At 37.2% G+C, this 24,055-nt stretch carries 21 protein-coding genes; 7 read left to right on the plus strand and 14 right to left on the minus strand.

The genetic code is table 11. From position 1 onward, the window contains the following. Positions 1-17 precede the first annotated feature (17 nt). The 6 genes from BR50_RS03515 to BR50_RS03540 all read right to left on the minus strand — a co-directional run bounded on the left by BR50_RS03515 (position 18) and on the right by BR50_RS03540 (position 6,084). Entirely contained in the window at positions 18-788 is a 771-nt protein-coding gene (locus BR50_RS03515) for a CheR family methyltransferase (protein WP_034546327.1), read from the minus strand. After that, positions 788-1,810, minus strand: coding sequence for a protein-glutamate methylesterase/protein-glutamine glutaminase (locus tag BR50_RS03520; protein ID WP_051905726.1), 1,023 nt, complete (start codon positions 1,808-1,810; stop codon positions 788-790). The genes BR50_RS03515 and BR50_RS03520 overlap by 1 nt, the downstream gene beginning before the upstream one ends. A gap of 24 nt (positions 1,811-1,834) precedes the next feature. Next, entirely contained in the window at positions 1,835-2,317 is a 483-nt protein-coding gene (locus tag BR50_RS03525) for a chemotaxis protein CheD (RefSeq protein ID WP_034546329.1), read from the minus strand. A 32-nt stretch (positions 2,318-2,349) separates the two neighbouring features. Further along, positions 2,350-2,799: a chemotaxis protein CheW gene (locus BR50_RS03530; RefSeq protein ID WP_034546331.1), complete on the minus strand. Its 450-nt coding sequence runs from the start codon at positions 2,797-2,799 to the stop codon at positions 2,350-2,352. Between the two features lie 85 nt (positions 2,800-2,884). Further along, the gene (locus BR50_RS03535) at positions 2,885-4,954 is read right to left on the minus strand and encodes a methyl-accepting chemotaxis protein (protein WP_034546334.1); all 2,070 of its coding nucleotides are present in this window, start codon (positions 4,952-4,954) and stop codon (positions 2,885-2,887) included. 170 nt (positions 4,955-5,124) lie between these two features. Then, positions 5,125-6,084, minus strand: coding sequence for an IS30 family transposase (locus BR50_RS03540; RefSeq protein ID WP_034546336.1), 960 nt, complete (start codon positions 6,082-6,084; stop codon positions 5,125-5,127). A gap of 276 nt (positions 6,085-6,360) precedes the next feature. Between BR50_RS03540 and BR50_RS12540 the strand changes: the two genes are divergently transcribed. Beyond that, the gene (locus BR50_RS12540; protein ID WP_034545794.1) at positions 6,361-7,695 is read left to right on the plus strand and encodes an IS3 family transposase; all 1,335 of its coding nucleotides are present in this window, start codon (positions 6,361-6,363) and stop codon (positions 7,693-7,695) included. 102 nt (positions 7,696-7,797) lie between these two features. Here the strand turns inward: BR50_RS12540 and BR50_RS03550 are convergent, their stop codons facing one another. Then, positions 7,798-8,709 carry an aldo/keto reductase gene (locus BR50_RS03550; protein WP_034546338.1) on the minus strand — a complete coding sequence of 304 codons (912 nt, stop codon included), beginning with the start codon at positions 8,707-8,709 and terminating at the stop codon, positions 7,798-7,800. A 452-nt stretch (positions 8,710-9,161) separates the two neighbouring features. Here BR50_RS03550 and BR50_RS03555 point away from each other — a divergent pair, with 452 nt between their 5' ends. Then, positions 9,162-10,073 carry a nuclease-related domain-containing protein gene (locus BR50_RS03555; RefSeq protein ID WP_034548931.1) on the plus strand — a complete coding sequence of 304 codons (912 nt, stop codon included), beginning with the start codon at positions 9,162-9,164 and terminating at the stop codon, positions 10,071-10,073. 294 nt (positions 10,074-10,367) lie between these two features. Here BR50_RS03555 and BR50_RS03560 read toward each other — a convergent pair whose 3' ends face one another. From BR50_RS03560 to BR50_RS03575, 4 genes are all read right to left on the minus strand, one after another. Continuing rightward, a complete protein-coding gene (locus BR50_RS03560) occupies positions 10,368-11,642 on the minus strand; it encodes a nucleobase:cation symporter-2 family protein (RefSeq protein WP_245792823.1) in 1,275 nt (424 codons plus the stop codon). Between the two features lie 738 nt (positions 11,643-12,380). Next, the gene (locus tag BR50_RS03565) at positions 12,381-13,247 is read right to left on the minus strand and encodes an IS3 family transposase (protein WP_081884465.1); all 867 of its coding nucleotides are present in this window, start codon (positions 13,245-13,247) and stop codon (positions 12,381-12,383) included. Next, positions 13,211-13,777, minus strand: coding sequence for a helix-turn-helix domain-containing protein (locus BR50_RS03570; protein WP_034546224.1), 567 nt, complete (start codon positions 13,775-13,777; stop codon positions 13,211-13,213). Before BR50_RS03570 ends, BR50_RS03565 begins: the two co-directional genes overlap by 37 nt. A 101-nt stretch (positions 13,778-13,878) precedes the next feature. After that, positions 13,879-15,000, minus strand: coding sequence for an NADH-dependent flavin oxidoreductase (locus BR50_RS03575; protein WP_034546343.1), 1,122 nt, complete (start codon positions 14,998-15,000; stop codon positions 13,879-13,881). 182 nt (positions 15,001-15,182) lie between these two features. On the opposite strand from BR50_RS03575, the gene BR50_RS03580 reads away from it, so the two are divergent. Further along, positions 15,183-15,593, plus strand: coding sequence for a bis(5'-nucleosyl)-tetraphosphatase (locus BR50_RS03580; protein WP_034546344.1), 411 nt, complete (start codon positions 15,183-15,185; stop codon positions 15,591-15,593). Positions 15,594-15,702: 109 nt separating this feature from the next. On the opposite strand, the gene BR50_RS03585 is transcribed toward BR50_RS03580, so the two are convergent. After that, positions 15,703-16,122 carry an Hsp20/alpha crystallin family protein gene (locus BR50_RS03585; RefSeq protein ID WP_051905728.1) on the minus strand — a complete coding sequence of 140 codons (420 nt, stop codon included), beginning with the start codon at positions 16,120-16,122 and terminating at the stop codon, positions 15,703-15,705. 214 nt (positions 16,123-16,336) lie between these two features. On the opposite strand from BR50_RS03585, the gene BR50_RS12865 reads away from it, so the two are divergent. Beyond that, a complete protein-coding gene (locus BR50_RS12865; protein WP_170206178.1) occupies positions 16,337-16,513 on the plus strand; it encodes a hypothetical protein in 177 nt (58 codons plus the stop codon). Between the two features lie 176 nt (positions 16,514-16,689). On the opposite strand, the gene BR50_RS03590 is transcribed toward BR50_RS12865, so the two are convergent. Continuing rightward, positions 16,690-17,304 (minus strand): CadD family cadmium resistance transporter, encoded by a 615-nt coding sequence (locus tag BR50_RS03590; protein ID WP_034546348.1) that lies wholly within the window; start codon positions 17,302-17,304, stop codon positions 16,690-16,692. Positions 17,305-17,516: 212 nt separating this feature from the next. On the opposite strand from BR50_RS03590, the gene BR50_RS03595 reads away from it, so the two are divergent. Both BR50_RS03595 and BR50_RS03600 read left to right on the plus strand, forming a co-directional pair. After that, positions 17,517-18,494: a permease prefix domain 1-containing protein gene (locus BR50_RS03595; protein WP_034546349.1), complete on the plus strand. Its 978-nt coding sequence runs from the start codon at positions 17,517-17,519 to the stop codon at positions 18,492-18,494. 263 nt (positions 18,495-18,757) lie between these two features. After that, positions 18,758-19,036, plus strand: coding sequence for a hypothetical protein (locus BR50_RS03600; protein ID WP_034546351.1), 279 nt, complete (start codon positions 18,758-18,760; stop codon positions 19,034-19,036). A gap of 659 nt (positions 19,037-19,695) precedes the next feature. Here the strand turns inward: BR50_RS03600 and pepF are convergent. Further along, the gene (gene pepF / locus BR50_RS03605) at positions 19,696-21,507 is read right to left on the minus strand and encodes an oligoendopeptidase F (RefSeq protein WP_034546353.1); all 1,812 of its coding nucleotides are present in this window, start codon (positions 21,505-21,507) and stop codon (positions 19,696-19,698) included. Positions 21,508-21,798: 291 nt separating this feature from the next. On the opposite strand from pepF, the gene helD reads away from it, so the two are divergent. After that, complete coding sequence (gene helD, locus BR50_RS03610) at positions 21,799-24,045, plus strand: RNA polymerase recycling motor HelD (protein ID WP_245792743.1); 2,247 nt, start codon at positions 21,799-21,801, stop codon at positions 24,043-24,045. The last annotated feature ends 10 nt before the right edge of the window (positions 24,046-24,055 follow it).

Raw genomic sequence — 24,055 nt, forward strand, 5'->3', positions numbered from 1 at the left:
TTTCTCATACTTGTACATTAGATTTTTTCATAAATAAATGAAGCGCGTTTAATCAAGCCGTACTTTTCTGGACTGTAAATCGTTTCTGTGGCTCCTGTGAAAAATAAGCCGCCTGGAACGAGCGCATCACTGAATTTTTGATACAATTCTTCTTTTACTTCATTTTTGAAATAAATGGTCACATTGCGGCAAACGATAACGTGATAATCTCTTCCAAATCGATCGCCAATCAAATCATGTTTTTTAAATGCCACTTTATTTTTGATTTGATTAGACAGATAAAAAGTATGGTCTTCATGAGTGAAGTACCGCTTGCGGTTTTCTTCATCAACATTTTTAATTTCGACACTCGTAAAGATCCCTTTTTTAGCTTTTGCTAATATGGTCTCATCAATATCGGTAGCTGTTATTTTCTCTGCTTGGGCAATTTTATGTTTGTCCATGATCATTGCCAGTGAAAAGGCTTCTGCTCCAGTAGAACACGCCGCACTCCAGACTTTTAAAGGACCAAAACGGGGTTCAAGATACGTTACCATCAAGTCTTCAAATTCATCAAAAACTTCTCTATTGCGGAAAAAATCAGTCACATTAATAGTGATATAATTTAAAAAGTTCTTTTTAACGATCGGATCAGCTTGGATTTTAATCGCATATTCTTCTAACGTTGCAGCACCAGTATTCTTCATAATTGTTCCGATACGTCGTTGAAGCTGTTTTTCTTTGTATCCATCTAGATTAATATTCAAATGTTCTTTTGTCCATGCATAAAAAAATTCGAAATTTAACATTAGCTTCGCATCCTTATCATCCAATTGATTAATTCTGATATTTCATTTAAACTCGCAATTTCATCGATCACGCCTTTTTGTACCGCATTGCCCGGCATCCCATAGACAATTGACGTTTCACGGTTTTGCGCCACGGTAAACCCGCCAGCTTTTTTGATTTCAGCTAATCCGGAGGCTCCATCTTGACCCATTCCCGTTAGAATAAAACTAGCTAAGTTACTGCCGTAAGCAGCAGCAGCCGTTTCAAACAAGTAATCTACAGCTGGCCTTACACCGTGGATCTTATCTGCTTCGTTCAATTTGATGCGATTATTTTCGATCAGCATGTGGTATCCGCCAGGAGCGACATAAACGATTCCGCCTTTTATTGCCATACCCTCTTCAGCTTCTACAACAGTTGCGTTTGATTCTTTATCCAACCGTTTGGAGAATGATGTCGTAAATCCTTTAGGCATATGTTGCACAATAAAAATCGGAAAGCTTAAGTTTTCTGGTAAAGAGCGAATGATTGAAAATAATGCTTTAGGTCCTCCAGTAGAAGCACCTATCGTAATAGCTTTTATTTTTTTAGGCAACCTTTTTTCCAATCCGTTTATCTGCAAAAGAGATTTTTCTACTGGCATATCCATTTTCTTTTGTTCAAATAATGGTTTTATCTTGTCTGCTACTTCATTTTTAAATACTTCCGATTGATTTCTGATATCATGCGGTTTTTCAATGAAGTCCATTGCTCCTAAGTCTAGGGCTGCGATCGTATTGTCTTCCCCACTGAATGAACTCATCATGATAACCGGTACATTGTGTTCTTTCTTTATGATCTCAAGTGTCTCTAACCCATTTAATCCCGGCATTTCAATGTCTAAAGTAATGACATCTGGTTGCAGCTGCGGAATTGCCTTTAGTGCATCACGGCCATTTCTAGCCGTGCCAATAACTTCCAACCCATCGATACTCGTTATTGTTTCAGTGATAATTTTTCTCATGAAAGGAGAATCATCCACAACTAATACTTTTATGTTCATTATTTAATATTCCCCTGTCCCTTTTCACAATACGATTATTTCTCTATTCACCATTCGAACCGTTACTGTAAAGGTGGCCAAATCGACGATCATTGTTCTGCCCATGTTCCCTCCAGTATGTATGGCCAATAAAGGAATCCCTAGTTGTTTCAATACTTCTTTAACAGCAATAACATTTCGATCTCCGATACTTCCATGCGGAAGATCTTTAGAAAACTGAAACATACTTGCCCCACCCGCTATCTTAGCAACTAACGGATTGTTTTTTGTTTGTTTATTTATTTCGGATACCATATGAGGGATGGCTAGATCAGCAAATTTTTCGATCTTGTTGGGCTCTTTAAAAGCACTGCTGTCAGGCAGCATAATATGGCTTAAGCCGCCAATTTTTGTTTTAGGATCATATAAAGCGATCCCTACACATGAACCTAACCCCACCGTTATTAAAGAATTCGGCTGCTGTGCTACCTTATAATCTGAGATCCCAACTCTTAATTCATCTGCCATCTATTTTCACCATTCCTCTAATCTACCCATTTTTATCGATTGATCAATGATACTAATTCTTGTTTGCCCGTTCCTGAAAAAATACTATCCACATCTAATTGTAAAATGATACCTTCTTCTGTTCGAATAAAAGCTACTATATAACTAGCTGATTCTTGATCAGCCTCTTCTGACGATTCATGGTCTGTACTTTCAAATGAACGAATATTCGTCACTTTATCTACAGCTAATCCAATTTTTTTGTCTTGCCAATTTATAACGATTACTTTCGTGTCAGGCGTTATCGCTGTTTTATTTTGAAAGAATCGTTCACTTAAATCAATGATTGGTATAATACCTTCATCATAATCTATCGCTCCTAACACATACCCAGAAGTATCTGGAATTCGTGTTAGGTCTTCAACGTGTATAATTTTTTCAGTTACTTCGATCGGAATGGCAAAACTCTGGCCACCGCTACTAAAAACAACGAACTTTCCCATTATGCTTCTCCTCCAGGTTCTCTATTTGATCATATAGGTTCATTCTTATCCGAATGAACCTATATCCGTTTTTTATCTTGATAGGCTACTTTATTTTAAATTGATCTGTTTCTTCTTTTAATTCATTTGCAATGGTTTCTAGTTTAGCAATACTTGATGAGAACTCTTCCATCGTAGCCAAAATTTCTTCTGCATTTGCTGATACTTCTTGAGTTCCAGCCGAATTTTCTTCCGCTGATGCAGCGATGTTTTCAATAGCTACTAATGTTTCATCTTTCTTAGCAGAGATAACATATCCTAAGCTAGCAACGTTCATAATACTTTCAACAAGTTTATCCATTTGGTCGGTTACTTTATTTGCTGAACTGATAGCTTCATCGATCGTTTTTGTTTGGAGTTCACTTTCTGAATGCGATTGTTCAACTTTGCTGACCATTTCATTTGATTTCTCTTGGATCCCTTTGATAATAGCGGCGATATCTTTTGTAGACTCATCACTTTTCTCAGCTAATTTCCTGATTTCATTAGCCACAACAGCGAAACCTCTGCCGCTTTCGCCTGCACGGGCGGCTTCAATAGAAGCGTTTAAAGCTAATAGGTTGGTCTGGTCAGATATTCCATCAATGACTTTAACGATTTTCTCAATATTTTGGATATCTTCATTTACGGCATGGATACTATCACCCAATCTGGCCATTGTTTCGATCGTCGTTTCCCAGTTCACATGAACTTCAGCCATCATTTGGTTGTTTTTCCCATTGGCGATAGTTGTGTCATCCGTGTGTTGTCCCATTTTTTGGATGTTTTGATCGATCTCACCCACTGTTTTCGCTAACTCTTCCATTTTGCTTACGGTATCTTCAGTATCTTTCGTTTGGATACTTGTTGCCTGAGCGATTCCGGTAATCGTCTCAGATACTTCCTCTGTTGCTGAAGTTGTTTGTTTAGAAATATCGTTCAGTGTTTGGGTCATATCCGTTAAGCGATTGCTCTTTTGTTGGATGCCTCCAACCATTTCCCTGAATTGTTGCATCATTTTATTGAACGCAAATGCGATACGTCCGATCTCATCACTATTTTCATCGATTGCTTTTGGTTTTCTGAATTTTTTTAAATAGGGTTTATCCGGCAGCATATTGAAATCATTCCCAGTGATTTCAGTCGTCAAGTCGCCCTCTGCAACTCTGTTGAAGGCCTTAGTTAAACTTGCTGCAACCGTCATAACGAACTTGGAGCCCACCAACGCACTTAGAATGGCAATCATGAGTCCACTAGATAATGAAATCATAGCTGCTCTACCCATAGCATTGATTTCATTAGCCATTTCGTCTTCGCCGACTACTCCATAAACAGTCATACCGAGACGGCTGACTTTGGCATAATAACTGCCAACTTCTTGCTTATCGTGAATATATCCCGTTTGTTCGGTAGCTTCTTTAATCAAATCACTCTCACCGATATTTGTTCCAATTTTCTCCGGATCATTAGACATCATATACTCGCCTGCTTCAGAAAGCACAAAAAAGTTTCCGGTATTTCCATTTTGGATAGAGGTTAAATAATTATTCATTCGCGTTAAATCTAAATCAATGGCTAGGACGCCATAAAAAACATCGTCGACAATGATTGCTCTAGAAATCGTCATCGCCATCGTCCCTGTAATGGCATCGCTGTAAGGATCACTCCAGATCAATGCCCCATTGCGTTCAACCGCTCTTTGGTACCAAGTTGTTGCACTTGCATCAAAGTCCGTTGGCAAATTTTCGACCGTTCCGATTATTGCTTGATCTTCAGGAGCATAATAAGCATTTCCTATGTACATACTATTAGTCTTAACAGATTGCATATCTTCTTGGATAGCTGTTTGGATAGCTTCAGATTGAAATTCATTAAATTCTTGGAATTCCGTTTTTTCTGCCAAAGAATTGATTGTATTTTCTAATTCTAGACCGATCCAGTCTAATTGGGTCGTAAATTGGGTCGCTAAATTCTTTTCACTTTGCTCAATACGTTGGGATAACAAATTTTGTGTGCTGTAATAATTCATAACCAACACAATGACAATCGGTATGGTGATCATTGCTATTAGTGTAGGAATGATCACTACTTTTATACTTTTCTTTCTGCTATTCTTCTTTTTGCGTCTGTTTTTCACCGACAGTTCCTCCTTATATAAACCTTCTTTAAAAAACACTTTTCACACCCCAACGTGTATTTGATTGGAAGTTCTCACGAGTACTTTTTTTAAACGTTTACTAAATAACATATCGGTATTTTCCTTTATTTCTTAAGGGGCTAATTTTCTTTTTTTATTTGTCTGATTTGTCAAATTAAGCTATACAAAATATCTTCATCCATGTAACTCATAAAAACTTCCAGCGGTGTTTGGTAATTTAATGACTTTCTTGGAATTATATTCCGTTTGTGTGCAACAGACGATACGAAAGCCTGATCAACTTCGTTGAAATCCATTTCTTTTGGCAATCCATCTTTTCGAAGAAGCCCATTAGAATTCTCGTTTAAAGCTCGTTGTGAAGGCGTTCCAGGGTCAGCGAAGTAGATAGCGACATCATGCTGGTTGCACAAAGATTTCCAGTTGGAGAACTCCTTACCGCAATCAAAAGTAATGGATTTGAATAATTTTTTTGGTATGGATTGGAACCATTGATTCATAGCACTCTCAATGTCGCAGGCTTTACGCCCTTTGGGCTTTAAGGTAATGATAGCTTTCGATAAAATCTCTACTAGAGTAATGACCGCACTTTTGTGGCGGACACCTACAATGGTATCTCCTTCGATATGACCAAATTCTTCTTTAAATGTTGGATAATCTATTATTCTTTCAGAGATATTTCGTTTATAAGCTTGTCTACCTCTACGTTCTTGATGTCCGTTAGGCTTTCTTTTCCCTTTCATTGGAAGGGTAGCTTCATCGAATGTTTTTTCTTTAAATTGTCTATAAAGTGTTCGTACGGAACAGTCTATTGTCATTTCTTTACGGCCAATAATGACATCAGGCGTCCAGCCTTCAGCTACTTTTTCCTTGATATAAAGATGTTGTTCTTCTGGTAAAACAACTTTTTCGCGTCCACACTGCTTCTTGTTTTTCTTATACCGTAGGTAATACTCGAAAGCTGTATGTCCTGCTCTGAAGAACCTGATAACATTATTAATCGGTGTTCGAGTACGATTCAAGTAAGCAGCTATTTTAGCAACTGGAATACCTTGATGGTAATAAGCTTCTATCATCACTAGTTCATCCATGGTAATATGGGTATAGGTCATTTGTGATCACTCCTTGTTTTCTATGGTTGGAAATACAATTAGAGTGTATCACGAATGGCTTTTTTATTTGTATAGCTTAATCTTACAATCCACGTTGTTCTTAAATACTGTCACACATTATTTATTTTGACAGAAAAAAAGGTATTCCTTTGATCGATGATACCCTACCCGAAAACTAGACACTCAAAAAAAAGAGTGTTTTTAGTTTTTGGGTTATTTTTTTATTTTATTTTCGTTATACTTTAATAGAATTGTTTCTAAGTGGAGGTTTCTTTGATGAGCAAAAAATTATATACAGAATATGAAATAGAGATATTGCAAAAGAATCCTAATGTAAAATCAGCATCTTCAAAAAGCATTACCTACTCACCTGTTTTTAAAATTAAAGCAGTAAAGGAAAGTAAGAGCGGAATGACCTCAACGGTCATATTTGAAAACGCTGGTCTGCCTGAAAATCTTCTAGGCAAAGGAAAAGCTCATAAATGTGTGGGTCGTTGGAAAAATAGTATGGCAATAAGAGGACAAGAAGGTTTCCATACTGAGACTCGCGGGAAAGGTACACGATCAGAAGGCGAAAAAATGGGATCTATCGAGGAGCAGTTGGAAGAAGCAAAAGCACGTATAGCTTATCTGGAAGGCAATTTGGAGTTAGTAAAAAAATTAGAATTTCAAGGAAGGAGCGTGAAAAACGAAAAAGGAAACGTTCTGAAAACCCGTGAGCGGTATGAATTAATCAATTCAATCATAAGAGAATATAGTCTTAAAGGCATGGTTAAGTCTTTGTGTGAAATTGCCGAAGTTAGTCGTAGTGGTTATTATTATTGGAAGAACAATGAGGCCACACGTTATAAGAGGTACGAACAGGACAGCAATGATTTCGAATTGCTTTATCAAGTATACATTGAGAAAAACAAATGTGGTGTAGAAGAAATAAAGATGGCATTAGAAGCTGAATATGATATCGTAATGAACCATAAAAAAATTCGAAGAATCCTTCGAATCTACGGTATCATGTCGCCCATTAGAAAAGCTAAACCTTACAAGAAAATGATGAAGGCAACACAAGAACACAAAACCAAGAAGAATCTTGTTAATCGTGATTTTGATAGAGGAACGCCTTATAAAGTATTGCTTACTGATATTACATATTTACCTTACGGTAATAGCCAAATGGCCTACCTCTCTGCCGTTAAGGATGGTGCAACAGGAGAGATCGTTGCCCACCACTTCGCTACTTCTTTAAAGATGAATTTGGTTTATCAAACTTTAGAAAAATTAGAATGTATCACAAGTGATATGCCTGATACAGAAAGATACTTGCATTCTGATCAAGGCTTCCACTACACTAATCCTACATATCAAAGTAATGTTGAAAAAATGGGATTTATACAATCCATGTCTAGAAGAGGTAACTGCTGGGATAATGCCCCAATGGAGTCCTTTTTTGGTCATATGAAGGACGTAGTCCTCTCAGAAAGACATGAAAACCTTCAGGGTTTGTGGAATTCTGTAGAAGAATATATTTCGTTTTACAATCATAGTCGTTATCAAAAAAAATTAAAGAAGATGACCCCCGTTGCTTATCGGGATCATCTTCTTTGGACTGCATAATATCGTTTTTTTAAGTGTCTAGTTTAAAGGTAGTAATTCACGAAGTCAAAAGAATACCTTTTTTATTTTATTCTATTTGCAAAAATACTTTTTGCTTACCGTTTATGGCAAAATATTTCCAGCAGCTAGATAGATCTCATACCATTCATCATGAGTCATCGTTACTTCAGAAGCTTTTGCATAACCTTTCAAGCGCTCTAATGTCATTGTTCCAACAACCGTTTGCATATGAGCAGGGTGACGTAGAATCCAAGCAACAGCCACAGCTGCATTAGACAAGCCGTAACGCTCACCGATTTCTTTCAATTTGGCATTCACTTCAGGATAGTTTTTATTATCTACGAAAATATCTCCACCATCTTTTATTGGTGACCAAGCTTGCAAAGTAATATCCTCCAAACGACAATAATCCAATACTCCGCCATCGCGGTTTATCCCACTATCAAACTTCGTATTCACATTGATCCCAGCATCCACCATGCCGGTGTGCTTCAAGCTAAATTGCATTTGATTCGCAACTAAGGGCTGTTTGACGTAACTTTTCAATAATTTAATTTGATGAGGGTTATGATTGCTGACACCAAAGTTGCGTACTTTACCGCTTTTTTCCAATTCATCAAAAACTTCGGCTACAATTTCAGGTTCAACTAATGCATCTGGACGGTGCAACAGCAGTACATCTAAATAATCTGTTTGCATACGTTTAAGGATACCGTCTACACTCTCAAGTAAATACTTTTTCGAAAAATCGTAACTGTCTTTTCGAATACCTACTTTAGATTGAAGCAACATTCTTTCGCGGATAGCAGGGTCCATTTCAATGACCTTTCCAAAAATCTCTTCAGCTTTTCCTCCGCCGTAAATATCAGCTAAATCAAAAAAATCAATTTCTAAGTCCAATGCATTGTTAACTACTTTACTCGCTTCTTGAGGTGACAAATTGCCCATTGTCCAGCACCCTAATGCAATATTTGGCACCATTAATTCACTTTTTCCTAAAAACATTCTTTTCATATCTGTCAGCTCGCTTTCTTTCTATCTGAGAAATCGTTTTCAGTATACCACTCATAAACCTTTTTTACTAAAAAAAATATCTTCATGAGCTTAATCTCTGGAGTTGCTTTAAGTTAGATTCGTTGACGGAGAAGTGAGGACATTTCCATGGTCTACTTTTACATGGAACCTCGTTTGACGTAGGAGTAAACCCATTTTCACGTCTCACTCCTTCATGAACGGCCTATTGACGAAGGAGTTCGGAAGTTTTCTTGTTTCACTCTTTCGTACTAGACCGTTTCACGGAAGACTGTAGCTCCTTCTCTTCTCTACTCTTACATGAAAACTTATTCCCCGAAAAAAACATTTTCATGAACAACTCTCCCATTGAAATGAGGATATAAAAAATGACTTTTGCTATTTTCTTCTTATATTAAAGGAGAATGATCAAAATTAAGGAGCGCGATAAACTAATGCTATTAAAAGAACGAACAAAATCGGTCACCCACCGCATCTTAGAATCTTTGAATTATCGAATGAATTTGCCGGATGAGGAAAAAATAAAATATGAAAATCAATTAAAAGGTTTTGCTGGTGAAAAACAATTTGATGTTTGTATGAGTCGATCTCACCAGTCATGTCTCATATTGAACGATCTTGTTCTGACCCATAGAGATACTGTTTTTCAAATCGATTCCCTTCTCATCACGACTGATGCCGTCTATTTGTATGAAGTTAAAAATTATGCCAGTTCATACTTTTATAGAGAAGAGTCATTTTTCACGGAATCGGGCTACAAAATCCTTAATCCCCTGAGACAAATCGACAGAAGTGTGACCTTTCTTTATAATGTGATGCTTAGTCTAGGGTACCGATTGCCGATACATCCTCTTATTGTTTTTATTGATCCAGAATTCAATCTTTACTCTCTGCTGCCAAACAAACTATTTCTATTTTCAAATCAATTGCCTAAGCACCTTAACACCTTATCTGATCAAAATTTTTCAATCACAGATAAACAGGTGGAACTTGGGAAGAAATTAAAAGCGTTACATAATGAAAATTATCGTCCCGATAATTTACCTATTTATCATTTCGATCAATTGCAGAAAGGAATCTTATGCCCCATTTGCTTCTCAACAAGCTATAGAGATACAAGACAAACTTACTTTTGTGCCGCATGCGGCCACAAAGAAACCATTATAAGTGCCATTGAGCGTAGTATTGTAGAATTTAGACTGCTCTTTCCTGAAAGCTTAATGACGACAAATCGGATTTACCAATGGTGTGGAGCAATCTACTCTAAAGAACGGATCCGCGTGATCTTAAAAAAAAATTACCATCGTCATTTGTCCCGGCAGATGACGTATTATAGTGAAAAGTAGTCAACGCCATTTTTTTCCCGTTTGGCGCATGTTTCATGAAAGAGTGAAAGCCTTTCTAGGGTCTACTTCTACGAGCAGCCTCATTTGACGTAGAAGTAAACATATTTTCATGTCTTACTCATTCGTTAGTACCCTGTTGACGAATGAGTTGACACTATTTCCTACCTTACTTTTACGTGGAAGGTTATTTCACGAATGAGTGCGTATCACAGCCTCACTAAATCACCAACTCATTAAAGCTAAAAAAAACGTTCACCACTCCTAAATCAGAGTGATGAACGTTTTGCTGTTTGATTAAATTGTTTCGCTTTCTAGTGCTGGTTTTTCTTTCAAAATAATGTTCAAAAATAAGGTAACGATCGTTCCAGCGGAAATCCCTGATGAAAATAATCCACCAAGAATTCCTGGCAACCCGGCTACTACTTCAGGCCGGAAAGCCACGCCAAGTCCAACACCTAATCCGGCAGCGACAATGATCAGATTGCGGTTGTCAAAATTCACACGAGACAATGATTTCACGCCAGACGCGGCTACGTTGCCGAACATCAGAACTCCTGCTCCACCTAGAACAGCCATTGGCATGATCGATACAAGTGTCGCAAATTTAGGCAAGAAACTCATTAACATCAATAGAACACCGGCTGCGATCGCAACTGAGCGAGAGGCATTTCGCGTTAAAGGGATCAATCCAGCATTTTGGCTAAAAGTCGCCACCGGGCCTGACCCAATCGCCGGTCCAATAAATGACCCGACTCCATCAGCACGGACACCATTTGCAATATCATCATCGGTTAATTCGGTTTCTGTTACCACACCAATAGTCTGCATCACACCCACTGTTTCAATAACTGTTACTAAGTAGCCTGAGATAAATGGAATAGCAAATTTCAAATCAAAACTCACACCATATTTAAAGAGCTGCGGCATAGCGAACCAATTAGCTCGAGTTACTTGACCGAAATCAACCATTCCAAGCGGGATACACATCACATAACCAACAACGATCCCGATCAGTACTGCTGCAGGCCCGATTTTCGAACTCCCATAATGATTCAGTATAACAATGATCAAAAATACAATTGTAGCAATCGTTAAGTTAAGCAGTGAACCATAGTTAGCTGATCCTACTCCACCGGCTACCCAATCAAAGGCAACAGGCATCAACGTTAATCCCATCAGTGAAATAACGGTCCCTGTTACGGCTGTCGGAAAAAATTTCATTAAAGGTTTAATAAAATAACTTAAGCTGATCTCTAAAACGGCTCCCATCATGGTCCCACCAAAATAACCAGCTATCCCTCCACCCATTGTATTGATGACTGCATTTGCTGGACCGACGAAACCAAAATCGGTTCCCATGATCGTTGGAAGACCGGCTCCTACACGAAACCACTTCGGCCCGATTCCTTTGGATTGAATGATTGAAACAACGCCCGAACCCAACAAGGCTGCACTGATCATATAAGAAGTATCTGCGACCCCAAATCCTGCAATACCAGAGATCACTAAGGGCACAGCTACGATCCCGCCAAAAGCAGTCAGTATATTTTGAAATCCTAAGAGAGTCATCAAGAAAAAGCCTGGTTTATCGTCTACTTGATAAATAAGATTCGATTCGGGTTTCGGTGCAATTCCCCCTTCTCCCCTCTTTTTTTCGGTAATACGATTTTTCTTTCTGGATTTCCTATTCTTTCTTCCAAAATAACCCTCCCGTTAAATACGAACATTTATTTTTAAAAACGTTTCATACTTCGTCTTTATTACTACTTTTTTAGTATAACTGCTTGAAAACATTATGTAAAGCATTAAAAAGCAATCTCTCTATTCTTTTCATAACTAGATTGTTCGTGTTTCCTCCTCAAAAAAAAGGCTGGGACATAAGTCCAACCCCTCTTCACCTTACCCAACCATTGATTTTAAATGTAGCCTCATTGGTAGAAAATGAGACTGCAATTGACTATCATGCCTTAACTCTTTTTAGCAAAGAATTTAGTGGTAATAGATTAGTTTAATCACTTCCTTGAAATTTCTAGCGGAATAGGGTTTGCTTGTAGCCTAAAATGAAGCACTGTGGGCAAATAACGCCCAAGTGTATCATGTTTGTAAGCTGCTAAAGCAGCAACAACCATGACAACTTTCTCTTTAGGCTTCAGGTGTTCCCATGGCTCTCCACAAGCAAACCCGTTATTCCAGAAGTAATTTCTTTTGGAACACTATTTTTTAAACAATCGATATATATATAACAAAATAAGAGTCTGTTCATCAGTTTCCTGATAAGGTGCTGACCCCTAAAAGTTAGAGTTTTTATTATTCAGCTGATTGGCTGGTTTGAATTCGGTATTCTACCGGACTTAAGCCAGCCAATTTTGCTTTTGATCGAACATGATTATACCATTCGATATATTCTTCAATTCTTGATTTCAATTCCTCATAACTGACTAATTTCTCCCCATGATACATTTCTTGTTTTAGGATGCCGAAGAAATTTTCTATTGCCGCATTATCTGCACAAGTCGCCTTGCGAGACATACTCTGAAAAACGTTATTTTTCTTTAGTGTTTTGACCCAATGATTATGCTGATACTGCCAACCTTGATCAGAATGAAGAGTGGTACGAACCGTGGCGTATTCTTTAAGCATGCCGATGGCTTCTTCCAAAGGTTTCATCACTAAGTCCAGGATAGGTCGTTTATTTATTCCATAAGCTATCACTTCACTATTAAATAGATCTAGAATAGGACTAAGGTAGAGCTTTTCTCCGCCTGTACATTTAAACTCTGTCACGTCGGTGACGAGCTTCTGTAAAGTGATGGATGTAGAGAAGCGTCTATTTAACTTATTCTTGGCAATAGTGCCTACTTTTCCTTTATAAGAGTTATATTTCCGAGATTTTCTAATAAATTTAACACACTTCAAACCCATTTCTTTCATGAGACGATAAACTTTCTTGTGATTGACACTATAACCTAGTTTCTTCAGTTCATTTGTAATGCGTTTGTATCCAAATCGCTCTTTGAACTGAAAGAAAAGTTGTTCAATCTGTTCTTTTAGTCGCTGATTACTATCTATTTTTTTTAATTGCTTTACGTAATAGTGATAGGTTGACTCTGGAATACCCACCACCAGAAGGATATCTTTTAGTTTGAATCCTTCTTCTTTAAGTTCGTATGCCACTGCTGCTTGTGCTTTTCGAGAAAGACGTCGGGATTCTTCTGAAAAGCTTTCAACTTTTTTAAATAGGCATTCTCCAATTTCAGTAGTTCAATTTCTCGTTCTAATTCTTGTCTAGAACAATCTGCTGATGTGCCTGGTTTCAGTTGCTGTTTTTTTGGTTTTTTAGTCATTGAAGGACGCCCCTTTGGGTGTGGTTTTAGGCCTTCAATTCCCTTGCCTTGGAAAGCTTGATTCCAATTTGCGATAAGGGAAGGATTATTCATGCCGAAGGTAATGGCTGTATCTGAATAAGAAGTGCCTGTCTGTTTTATAAAGTGTAATACATCTACCTTAAATTGAACAGAGTAAGCTGCTTTCGTCTGTTTCCTTTTTAAACCGTCCAAACCAAGTTTTCGGTATGCCTTTACCCAATTATTAAGGGGAGTTGTAGAGGAAAGAGCATATTTCTTCGCTAGTAATTGAAAGCCCAAAGGGCCGTTTAGATACTCTTGAACAACTTGTAACTTAAATTCTTCACTATATTTTGTCATAAAAACAACCCCCAAAAGTTTAGATTTCACTCTAACTTTTGGGGGTCGCTACCTAAGCAGACTCTTACTGTATAATCTATCATTTTTAATGTTTGTTTTTATTAATGAACAATTGGAAACCAACCCGGTCGGCTTTCAATGTACTCCCACATGGCGTCTGGCAACATAAGATCTTTACGATACTCTGGTTTGATTTTTTTACGAATCGCTGTTTCATTACCTAATTTTACTTTTTGGATCCAGTCAGGCTCAACAATTAATTCCCGACCGATTGCAACAATTGGTATACCCAATTTCATTGTCTCCAAAGCATCATCCGGCGTGATGATCGACCCTACTCCAATGATAGGGAAATCTTTTCCGACAAATTCTTGGATACGTTGAACAATAGGAGTCGCTTCAGCTGGATTGCGAACTGATCCTTGAGACCATTCATTCGTTGAGACATGAATGTAGTCTAATCCTTGCTCTTTCAATTTAGCCACAAGCTGAAGGGTATCATCTATTGTGATACCGGGTTCTTTTATTTCTTCAGGAGAAATACGGTACCCAAAAATAAATGGTTTTTCAGCATAAGTTTGAATGGCTTTTTTTGCAGCTTGGACGACTGCCAAAGGAAAGTTCATACGCTTTTCAAGTGATCCTCCCCAATGATCTTCACGACGATTCGAATGTGGTGAGAAAAATTGTTGGATCATGTAATTATTTGCCCCATGTAATTCGATCCCATCAAATCCAGCTTGGATCGCTCTTCTAGTCGCTTGTCCAAATGCATCAACTAGTTCGTGTACTTCTGCGTCGGATAACGCTCTTGGTACTTCTGCTCCTGCAACATCCAAAGCTACTGCACTTGCACTAACCGGTTGTTCACCTCTTAAAGTCCTTCTGGATCCAAGTCGGCCCACATGGAAAATTTGCAAAATAGCTTTTGGTCCTTCATCTTGGATCGTTGTTGCTAATTTTGAAAGACTATCGATTCGGTTATCGGATGCGGCACTTAACGAACCAGCGAATCGTCCGTTTTCCATCACTTGAGCACATGAAGTCACGACAGCTCCTAGACCTGCAACACGTCTTTTATAATATTTTTTTTCATCTGTTGTGACCATTCCGTTTTCAAAGGAAGAATTCGTTGTCATTGGTGCCATAATTAAACGGTTATCGATTTTGACTCCTGATGCAAATGTAAAAGGTTCAAACAATGGATCGTATTTTGGTTTCATAAATTTTCTCCTACTTTTATTCATTTATTTTTTTTAGTCTTGTCATCCCCTAATGATAAAAGAATTAAACGCTTTTTTCAATCAATTCCACTTACAATTTATCAAAAAACATCTCCGCTAACCTTTTAGGTTTACTTTTGGTATACTAGTCAAAACAACTTATCTTACTGGAGGAATAACTGATGAAACAAGAGAAATCATGCGGGGCCATAATTGTCACAAAAGGAATAGAACCGCCAAAATTTTTATTGATCAAACACCACAATGGAGGACATTGGGCTTTTCCAAAAGGACATGTAGAAGGAACGGAAACGGAAGAAGAAACTGCACTACGAGAGATCATGGAAGAAACGCATCTAACGGTTGAACTAGATACTCATTTTAGACACGTTGTTCACTACTCACCATATGAAGGCACTGTAAAAGACGTGATTTATTTTATTGCGTATGCTGCTGAACAAGCTATTCAAAAACAAGAAGAAGAAGTCCTAGACAGTACTTGGTTAAGTTTCGAAGCAGCCTTGGCTCTCATTACTTATGAAAATGATCGGATCGTCCTCGAAGCGGCCATGAATTACCTCATTAAAAATTAGGTGAATATGGTTCTTAAAGCAGACGTCTGGTTTGTTTCTCGAGATACATTCGATATAAAAAGGTGTTGAGACAAAAGTCTCAACACCTTTTTGTGGTCTTTTTAGTTGTTTAGTGAATTTCAATTTGTTTAGGATCATTTTCATCTGAAACTTTTTTAGGTAATGTTACTGTTAAAATACCATTTTCAAAAGCTGCAACAATGTCTTCATCTTTGACATTTTTTAATAGGAATTGGCGGCTATACGATTTAGTTGAACGTTCTCTGCGGATGTAGTTGCCTTTATCATCTTTTTCATCTTTACTTGTTTCTTGGGTTGCCCCAATAGACAGAACATTGTCTTCATATTTCAATTGAATAGCCTCTTTAGCCATCCCAGGTAATTCAGCTTCTACGATATAAGCATCGTCTTCATCCCGAATATCTACATTGAAATTCGCTGTGCTTGGTAATAAGTGGTCAAAAGGATCTTCGAAAAAATTCTTACTAAAATTCATGAAATCACGTCCTGCTGGAAATAAATTACTCATAAATCTCTCCTTCTTTCTCTTTTTTTTAGACCTTTTGAGCAAGTACATCCTTTGCTCAAATTTAGTATAGGACGTTTAAAAATCTTAGTCAAAGAAGATGATTTATTTTGCCTTTTTTCTGCTATCTTATTATCAGCTCTTTTATCTCTTATTCGTATTAATATTCTTTATTTGTTATACTAGCTAAACAAACACTGTACGGGAGGTATGCGTTATGTTTAACATTATAGGAAAAATTCTATTAGTTATCGGTCTGATGATCATCGTTTTTGGTTACTTTGGACCTGTTAAATCAGGAGACCCGATTATTGGCACACTATTTATTCTAGTCGGCTTGGTTATCATAGCTTTGGCTTTTATCTTAGGGAAAAACCGGACACCTAGAATGTAAACTCCCTAGCACTAAAAAAGGGCATCACTCTCCTGAAAGAAAAAGGAGAGTGGTGCTTTTTTTTGATCTGTCATTAAAGTAACAGCTGATTCTATCATCACACATCCCGGTATATGAAATCCGCTGCTTGTATGTATCGAAGCACTAAATTCTAAGACTTCGAAAATTCATTAGCCTCAGTTGATCCAGTTTAAAAGCGTTCGTAATGTGTCATTTTCTACCATGATAAAGACTCCTAATCCAATAAATACTATTGGTACAATAACTCGTTCATATTTTTCTAAAGTAGTCGAGACAAAAGAAATTTTTGCCAATTTATAACTGATAAAGCAAAGAAGAGCAATAGAGATAACAAATACAACTAGGGCAATGATGATTTCTGAAACAGATAGAGAAGCAAAGTAAGGAATATAAATACCCAGATTATCGCCACCAGAAGCAATCGTTATCAAAGAAACTGTCCAGAACAAGCGACTTGTCCCTCTAGCTTCTAGCTTTTCAGCAACTTCCTCTTCTTCCTCCTCTTCGCCTGTTACAGCAACTCGGATGCCTAAGTAAATCGGGATCAATCCCAGGAGACCAATGATCCAATCTTGCGGAATAAAATTCAGCACATAAGCTGCAAACAAACTTACCATTACTAAAATCCCTGTTCCAAGATATTGGCCCCAATAAATCTGACGTAACCCTTTTTTGGTATGACTTTGGGAAAAGATGATCAGCAAGATAAATAAATAATCAATGCTGGTGGAAATATAAACAGCACTAGCTGAAAAAATACTTTGTAACAAAATAACTCACTCCAAACTAAAATTTTATCGCTAACATTTCTGAGAACTCTATCTATTGTAATACATATGATTTTAATTTGCTCATTCAGTTCAGATTGCTTTATCTGTTATAAGTAAAGGAGGTATACTTTAGTTAACAAGATGGTTGGAGTAAGGAACTGGCTGGATTTAAAAAATAGGATGGACAAATTTATTGAGGAGGAATAAAACTCATGGACACAATAAAGCAATATGTCGAATCGATTTTTGTTAATTTACCCCGGACTTCTAAAATGCTGCAGCTTAAAGAGGATATGCTCACTGATATGGAAGATAAATATCGTCAACTAAAAGCAGAGGGTAAAAGTGAAAATGAAGCCATTGGTGCAGTTTTATCTGAATTTGGCCATACTGATAAACTTATTGCAGAGTATCATTCAGAAACTGAATCAGAACAAACTGATGACCATTCCGTTTATTTGTCAGAAACACAAGTTGAAGCGTTTATGCAGCACCGATCCAAGTATGGAATGGCCATTGGAGCTGGTGTTGCTCTTTGTATTTTAGCTCCGGCTATCATGATTTTATTCCGTGAAGTTGCCATTCTAGTTTTTTCTTCAGCAGCTATGGAAAATATTGATATATTATCAGTTATTCCACTTTTTATTTTTATTGCTATCGCTGTTGGCATTTTCATCATTTTTGGGTCGAAGGAAGAACAATTTGATCTTAATAAAAAAAATATCATTCTTGATCCCGATACGCGTGTCAACTTGAATCGAGAAATGAAAGATTTCAAGCCTAGTTTTGCGAAGGCCATTGCTTCTGGTGTGATCCTTTGTATTTTAGCTCCCATTTCGTTACTGCTAGCGGTTGTTCTTTTAGGTGAAGATAGCGCTTGGTCTGTCATTTTCCTATTGGGTTTTGTAGCTGTTGGTGTTTTCCTATTTGTCTTTTATGGCACTCTGAATTCCACCTATGAAAAGCTGCTCTCAATTGGTGATTATAAACCTGAAAGAGTCATTGCTAGCAAACTGACCGATACGATTGCAGGGGTTATCTTTCCATCAGCTACAGCTGTTTATTTATTCTTAGGTTTTGTTTACAATGCTTGGGGTACGGCTTGGATCATTTTTCCAATAACCGGTATCCTCTTCGCCGCTTTCTCTTCACTCTACCAAGGTTTTATTGAAACAAAACGAAAAAAATAACCTTTTTGATGAACGGGTCGATACAGTTAGACAGGATCTAACTGTATCGACCCGTTTATTAGTTACATAAGTATATTTTATTAGCTGCCAACCAAATATTTAGCTTCTTGATCGAACCCGTTATTTTAACTTTAATTAAATATGTTTCATTACCTTTCTTACAAAAATAAGTCATCTTTTAGGAAACTATTGTTATGCAGAATACCACATTGTATACTTAAGTTTGTCGACGATACACATTAAAAAGATTGGAGTTCTAGTTTATGTATAATACTAAAAAAAACACTCAAAAATGGCCAACTATTTTATTTTCTCTTTCAATCGTGTTGACCATCCTCTCAATTTTTATTCAAAGTCAATTTTCATTGTTTAGCTTTCCTGTTTTTCTTGGTGTTCTCATTGTTGCTGTTTTATTAAGCACGTTATCAATGATTTTATCCTTGAAAGCCAGAAGTCAAACATACACGATTGTCTTTTTCATCCTTAATTTACTGATCATTGCTTTCTTAGCTTTTACTATTTATACACTTTTGATGGCTTGAATCAAATAAAGCTTTCTTCCTAAAATCTTCACACTTTCTTTTATTCATTGTCACAAAATAGGAAGAAATGATCATTAAGTTTTCACACCTAGCGTTTATACTAAAGACATACCAAACCTGAAACTTTTTTTTCTACTTATTTACCCCCATAAATGAGTAATCCATACCCCTTTTAAAGCCTTTGCGATTTTAGCAAAGGCTTTTTCTATGGAAAGGTAGGATCCCAAGAAGCCTTTAGATCTGATTTAAGTAAAAAGGGTCCGAAAAAAACTTTGCTGCACGATAAATCACCTTTGCACTATTTTCATAGCGGAGTAAGAATTTTTTCTTGCTTCACTTTCACGTGAAAACGACTTTGACCAAAGAGTGATGACTTTTTTTAGTCTCACTCTTTGGTACCGGGCTGTTTCATAAGGGAGTGATACTAATATGCCGCTCTACTTGTTCATAAAAAGTCCTTTGATGAACAAGTGGCTCCCGTGGCTCCCGTGGCTCCCGTGCCTCCCACTTCCCCTATCGCTTACCAAGCAAATAGCAAAGTTCAAAAATAGTTGATCCGAAAAAGACTCAGATCTATTTCTGATGAAAGAAACCATCAAAAATGGAGCTGAGTCTTCTGCTAATGATTTAGACAAACTTGTTCTTTTTGCGGATGAAGTTTAAATCGTAATCTCTTTGGTCAATGCAATGATCTTATCAACGGATTCATCTAAATAGTGGATCGTATCAGATAAAGGTTTATCAGTCGTGATGTCAACACCTGCAATTTTAGCAGCTGGAGCTGGACGGTATTGATCACCTAAAGCTAGGAATTCCAACCACTCTTCTACTGCTGGTTGGCCCAGTTCTTTGATGCGTAAAAATGCTTGAGTCGCGATCGTTAACCCGGCAGAGTATGTGTAAGAATACAATCCCATATAATAATGGCTTTGGCGCATCCACGTTAATTCTGCTCCTGGATTGATTTCAACTGCATCTCCCCAGAATTTATTCAATACAGATCGTTTAATGTCGCTTAATGCCGCTGCATCGAAACTTTTGCCTTCATCGATCAGTTGATAAACTTCTCGTTGATAAGCAGCTTCCAATAAATGTGTAATGAAGTTATGGAAGTACGTGTTAGAAATCATATTAGACAAGGCAAAGCGTTGTTCACGAGGAGCATCACTTTTGCGTCTTAAAGATTCTGTTAATAATAATTCATTGAATGTTGATGGAGCTTCAATCAAGTAAAGCGATGGTTCTGATCCTAAAAGGGCATTGTTTTCGCCAGAGAGCATCCCTTGACCAGCATGTCCTATCTCATGGATCAATGTGTAAACGTCAGATAATTGGTTGTTCCATGACATTAAAATATAAGGGTGTTTGCCATATGGAGACGTACAGAATCCACCAGTCGATTTCCCTTTATTTTGAACAAAATCTACCCAGCGTTCTGGATAAGCTTTCATGATCCGATCAACGTAATCTTGCCCTAAGACACTCAGTGCATCTACTACGACCTCTTTTGACTGCTCAACCGTGATTTTTGATGAATAATCGGCATCCAAGTCGATTTTCAAATCAGCATAGGTCATTTTGTCCAACCCATTTACTTCTTTCACATGGCTGATGTACTTTTGCATAACAGGAGCTAGATCATTCATAATGCTGTCGATTTGACGGTTGTATAATGTGCGGTCAACCTCTTGATCGTACAAAAGATAGTCAATAACTGAATCAAAACCACGCATAGTAGCAATTGTTTTTTCTTTTTGGACTTGTGTATAATAAGCTGCTGCTACAACATTTTGGTAATCGCTAAGGACTGCTGAAAATTTATCAAATGCTGCACGTCGAATAGTAGTGTCTGCATGATACATGTACAAGTCTTCGTATAAGACAAAACTCAATGGGTAGTCTTTCCCAGCAGCATTAAATGTTCCAAAATCCATATCTGCCAAGCGTGCTTGTTCGTATATGGCTTCAGGTGCACCAAGGACTGGTGAAAGTTGTGCTAAGGCTTTTTCAACTTTAGGGTCCAATTGAATTGATTTGTCTTCTTTGATGTGACGAATAAAAGACGCAAATTGAGGTTCTTCTTTTTCAACTTGGTCTAAAACAGTCGTATCCACTGCTTTTAATTCAGAATCAAAAAAGGATAATTGAGCACCAATTTCTGCTAATACATTGTCCATGGAACGAGACAATTGGGTATTTTCAGGATTGGTCAAATCAGTAGCAGCTGGTAAAAAGGCATAATGATTTGTCCAGTCTGCCGTTTGCATGATTTCACTGTATTGTTTTAAAGCCGTGCAGATCATTTTAGCATCCGTTAAATTTCCTTCATAAGTCGTACTGAATTGCTTGACCGCTGCTTTCATATCTTCTACTGCAGCTTCAAAGGCTTCTTTAGTTGGGTATAAACCTGTGAGATCCCACGTTAATGCTTCGGAGACCTCAGATCTGTTTTTCAATTCTTCTTGTGCCATTTTATCAAGCTCCTTTATTGGTTACTATCAGTTGATTTTTTTTGATAAATTACTCGTCTAGTATAACACTACTGATGGAAAGGTTGCTAAACTTCTTCTCTATCACTAACAAAAAAATCAGTTGACTTAAGTATTTAAATAACAGCTATTCTTGTATAAAATGCATTCTTTAAAATAGAATCAATCTCTTTTCTAGCAATCAAACTATTTGGATGGTATACTGCTAATTGCGTTTAAAATGAGTTGGATAATCCCTCTTTACTTTTCGGCTTTTGAAAGGAGCTTATTTCATTGAAAAACAGTCTATCTATGGAACAACAACGTGTCCAAACCGTTGTAAAACAAATTCAAACTGAACTGAATCAATTAAAACAAACCGTAGCAAACGATAGTGAAATACAAAAAATGCGTTTAAAAGAATCCGGTGAAATCAAGATCAATCAAGGTTCAAGTGAAAGTATGTGGGAATCAGCAGGCGAATTGCGTTCGATCGAACAAGATTTAATGATTCGTAGTAGAACACTGCTTAAAAACCAAAATCGCGTCATGGCATTAGAAAAAATGGTCAATGATCCTTACTTTGGGCGAATCGATTACGAAGATGAACTTGGTAAGGAAACTATCTATATTGGCATTAGTTCTGTCTTTGACGAATATGATAATTTAGTAGTCGATTGGCGCTCTCCCATTGCTTCGCTTTATTATGAAGGCAATGTAGGCGACACGATCTCTTTGAAAATTGGAGAAGAGAAATTAGCGCTTTTGATTGAATTGAAACGCCAATTTCTAATTCGCCAAGCAAAGATCATCCAACTATTGGATACAGATAATATAATGGGTGACCCTTATTTGCTTGAAGCCTTAGAAGACCGATCCACTTATCAAATGGGTGCTGTTATTTCGACGCTGCAAAAACAACAAAATCAAATCGTACGAGAAACTTCTGCAAAGATCACTTTGATCGAAGGTGTTGCCGGATCTGGAAAAACGGTTGTTTTGATGCAAAAAATCGCATATCTGCTTTACACGTTCAGAGATCAGTTAAAAGCATCTGAAATCATCCTATTCTCACCCAATAAGATTTTCCAAACCTATATCTCTCAAGTTTTGCCTGAATTAGGTGAACTGAATGTGACGAGTCACACTTTCCCCGAATTTATGAATCAAAGAGTTCCAAAATACACGCTCATTTCTAATCAAGATGAAGAGTTGTCTGACGTCACTTTATTAAAAGGGAGCCTACAATTTTCAGAGGCGTTAAAAGACTATACTGATCGATTAAAATCGAACTTTATGCGTTTTTCTTCGCTATCCTTCCAAGATGAAATCATCATTTCAAAAGAAGAAATCAAAGAATTGTTTTACAGTATCGAAAGTGAGGGTACCTTAGCTAGTAAGTTGGCCTTGCTTCAAACATTGTTGCTTCAAAAAATAGCTCAATTTAAACAGACGCAAAGAACAGCTAATTGGGTCGAAGATGCTTTGCTTTCAATGTCTGACAGTGAGTTGCGCCAATACGAAAGCGAATCAAAAAACGAACAAAAGGCTGAAGAAACTTTGATTGATTCGATCCTAGAAACAGCTTATTCACCAGTCGTTAAAAGAATTAAAAGATTAACCTTCATTCGCTGCCAGCATCAATACATCCATTTCTTAAAAACTGTACCAAAATTGCTTTCTTTAGCAGACTTTTCAATTGATGATGACATGTGGACAGAGCATATCCAACAAGTTGTCACGAATATGGCCCATAAAGAATTAGTGTTAGAAGACTTGGATGCCTTTTACAGCCTGTTCCAATTGATGCATGGACCGATCAGCAGCACAAAATTTAAATACATTTGTTTAGATGAAGTGCAAGACTTCTCTCCATTCCAATTACAAATGCTAAAAGATTTTTACCCAACTGCCTACTTTGTTTTGAGCGGTGACTTAAACCAAAATATCCTAATGAAACGTATCTCTTTTAATGATTTAGATGCTATTTTCGCTGGAAATTCTTTTCAACGATATCAGTTGTTAACGAGCTACCGTTCGACAAATGAGATCATTCAATTCTCAAATCGCTTTTTAGAAGAAAATTCTGTAGCGGAACCTAATTTTCGTGAAGGAAAAAAACCAGAATTAATTTTAACTACTGATAATGATCATTACTTGGATTACGTGAAAACAAAAATTGCTGAAAATCAAAAAGCTGGTTTCCGTACAGCTTTTATCAGTAAAAATTATGCAGAAGCAGAACGTTTCTATCAAGAGTTAACAAATAATGGCATTGAAAGCAATTTAGTGTTGAAAGATACTGATAATAGTCATTACCCTGTTATTGTTATCCCTGTTCAGTTAGCTAAAGGATTGGAATTCGACAGCGTATTTGCTCTTTTCCATTATTCGACTCCTACTTCTTCCAATGATTTATCGACTGCTTATACTATCTGCAGTCGTGCTATGCACGAGTTATATTTCATTGCACCTGATCTTCAAAGTCCATTAGTAAGTCGTCTTGAATCAGCTGATTATCATTTAGTTGACTTGAATTAAATAAAAAAAG

Origin of the sequence: Carnobacterium alterfunditum DSM 5972 (assembly GCF_000744115.1) — a bacterium.
Taxonomy (GTDB): domain Bacteria; phylum Bacillota; class Bacilli; order Lactobacillales; family Carnobacteriaceae; genus Carnobacterium_B; species Carnobacterium_B alterfunditum.

What these genes read in the sequence shown, in the direction of transcription:
- BR50_RS03570 (WP_034546224.1), bottom strand. Translation starts at nt 13,777, where the DNA reads ATGACAAAATATAGTGAAGAATTTAAGTTACAAGTTGTTCAAGAGTAT.
- BR50_RS12865 (WP_170206178.1), top strand. Translation starts at nt 16,337, where the DNA reads ATGTTTAACATTATAGGAAAAATTCTATTAGTTATCGGTCTGATGATC.
- BR50_RS03560 (WP_245792823.1), bottom strand. Translation starts at nt 11,642, where the DNA reads ATGACTCTCTTAGGATTTCAAAATATACTGACTGCTTTTGGCGGGATC.
- BR50_RS03595 (WP_034546349.1), top strand. Translation starts at nt 17,517, where the DNA reads ATGGACACAATAAAGCAATATGTCGAATCGATTTTTGTTAATTTACCC.
- BR50_RS03575 (WP_034546343.1), bottom strand. Translation starts at nt 15,000, where the DNA reads ATGAAACCAAAATACGATCCATTGTTTGAACCTTTTACATTTGCATCA.
- BR50_RS03585 (WP_051905728.1), bottom strand. Translation starts at nt 16,122, where the DNA reads ATGAGTAATTTATTTCCAGCAGGACGTGATTTCATGAATTTTAGTAAG.
- BR50_RS03555 (WP_034548931.1), top strand. Translation starts at nt 9,162, where the DNA reads ATGCTATTAAAAGAACGAACAAAATCGGTCACCCACCGCATCTTAGAA.
- BR50_RS03540 (WP_034546336.1), bottom strand. Translation starts at nt 6,084, where the DNA reads ATGACCTATACCCATATTACCATGGATGAACTAGTGATGATAGAAGCT.
- BR50_RS12540 (WP_034545794.1), top strand. Translation starts at nt 6,361, where the DNA reads ATGAGCAAAAAATTATATACAGAATATGAAATAGAGATATTGCAAAAG.
- pepF (WP_034546353.1), bottom strand. Translation starts at nt 21,507, where the DNA reads ATGGCACAAGAAGAATTGAAAAACAGATCTGAGGTCTCCGAAGCATTA.
- BR50_RS03525 (WP_034546329.1), bottom strand. Translation starts at nt 2,317, where the DNA reads ATGGCAGATGAATTAAGAGTTGGGATCTCAGATTATAAGGTAGCACAG.
- BR50_RS03580 (WP_034546344.1), top strand. Translation starts at nt 15,183, where the DNA reads ATGAAACAAGAGAAATCATGCGGGGCCATAATTGTCACAAAAGGAATA.
- BR50_RS03600 (WP_034546351.1), top strand. Translation starts at nt 18,758, where the DNA reads ATGTATAATACTAAAAAAAACACTCAAAAATGGCCAACTATTTTATTT.
- BR50_RS03530 (WP_034546331.1), bottom strand. Translation starts at nt 2,799, where the DNA reads ATGGGAAAGTTCGTTGTTTTTAGTAGCGGTGGCCAGAGTTTTGCCATT.
- BR50_RS03515 (WP_034546327.1), bottom strand. Translation starts at nt 788, where the DNA reads ATGTTAAATTTCGAATTTTTTTATGCATGGACAAAAGAACATTTGAAT.
- BR50_RS03550 (WP_034546338.1), bottom strand. Translation starts at nt 8,709, where the DNA reads ATGAAAAGAATGTTTTTAGGAAAAAGTGAATTAATGGTGCCAAATATT.
- BR50_RS03520 (WP_051905726.1), bottom strand. Translation starts at nt 1,810, where the DNA reads ATGAACATAAAAGTATTAGTTGTGGATGATTCTCCTTTCATGAGAAAA.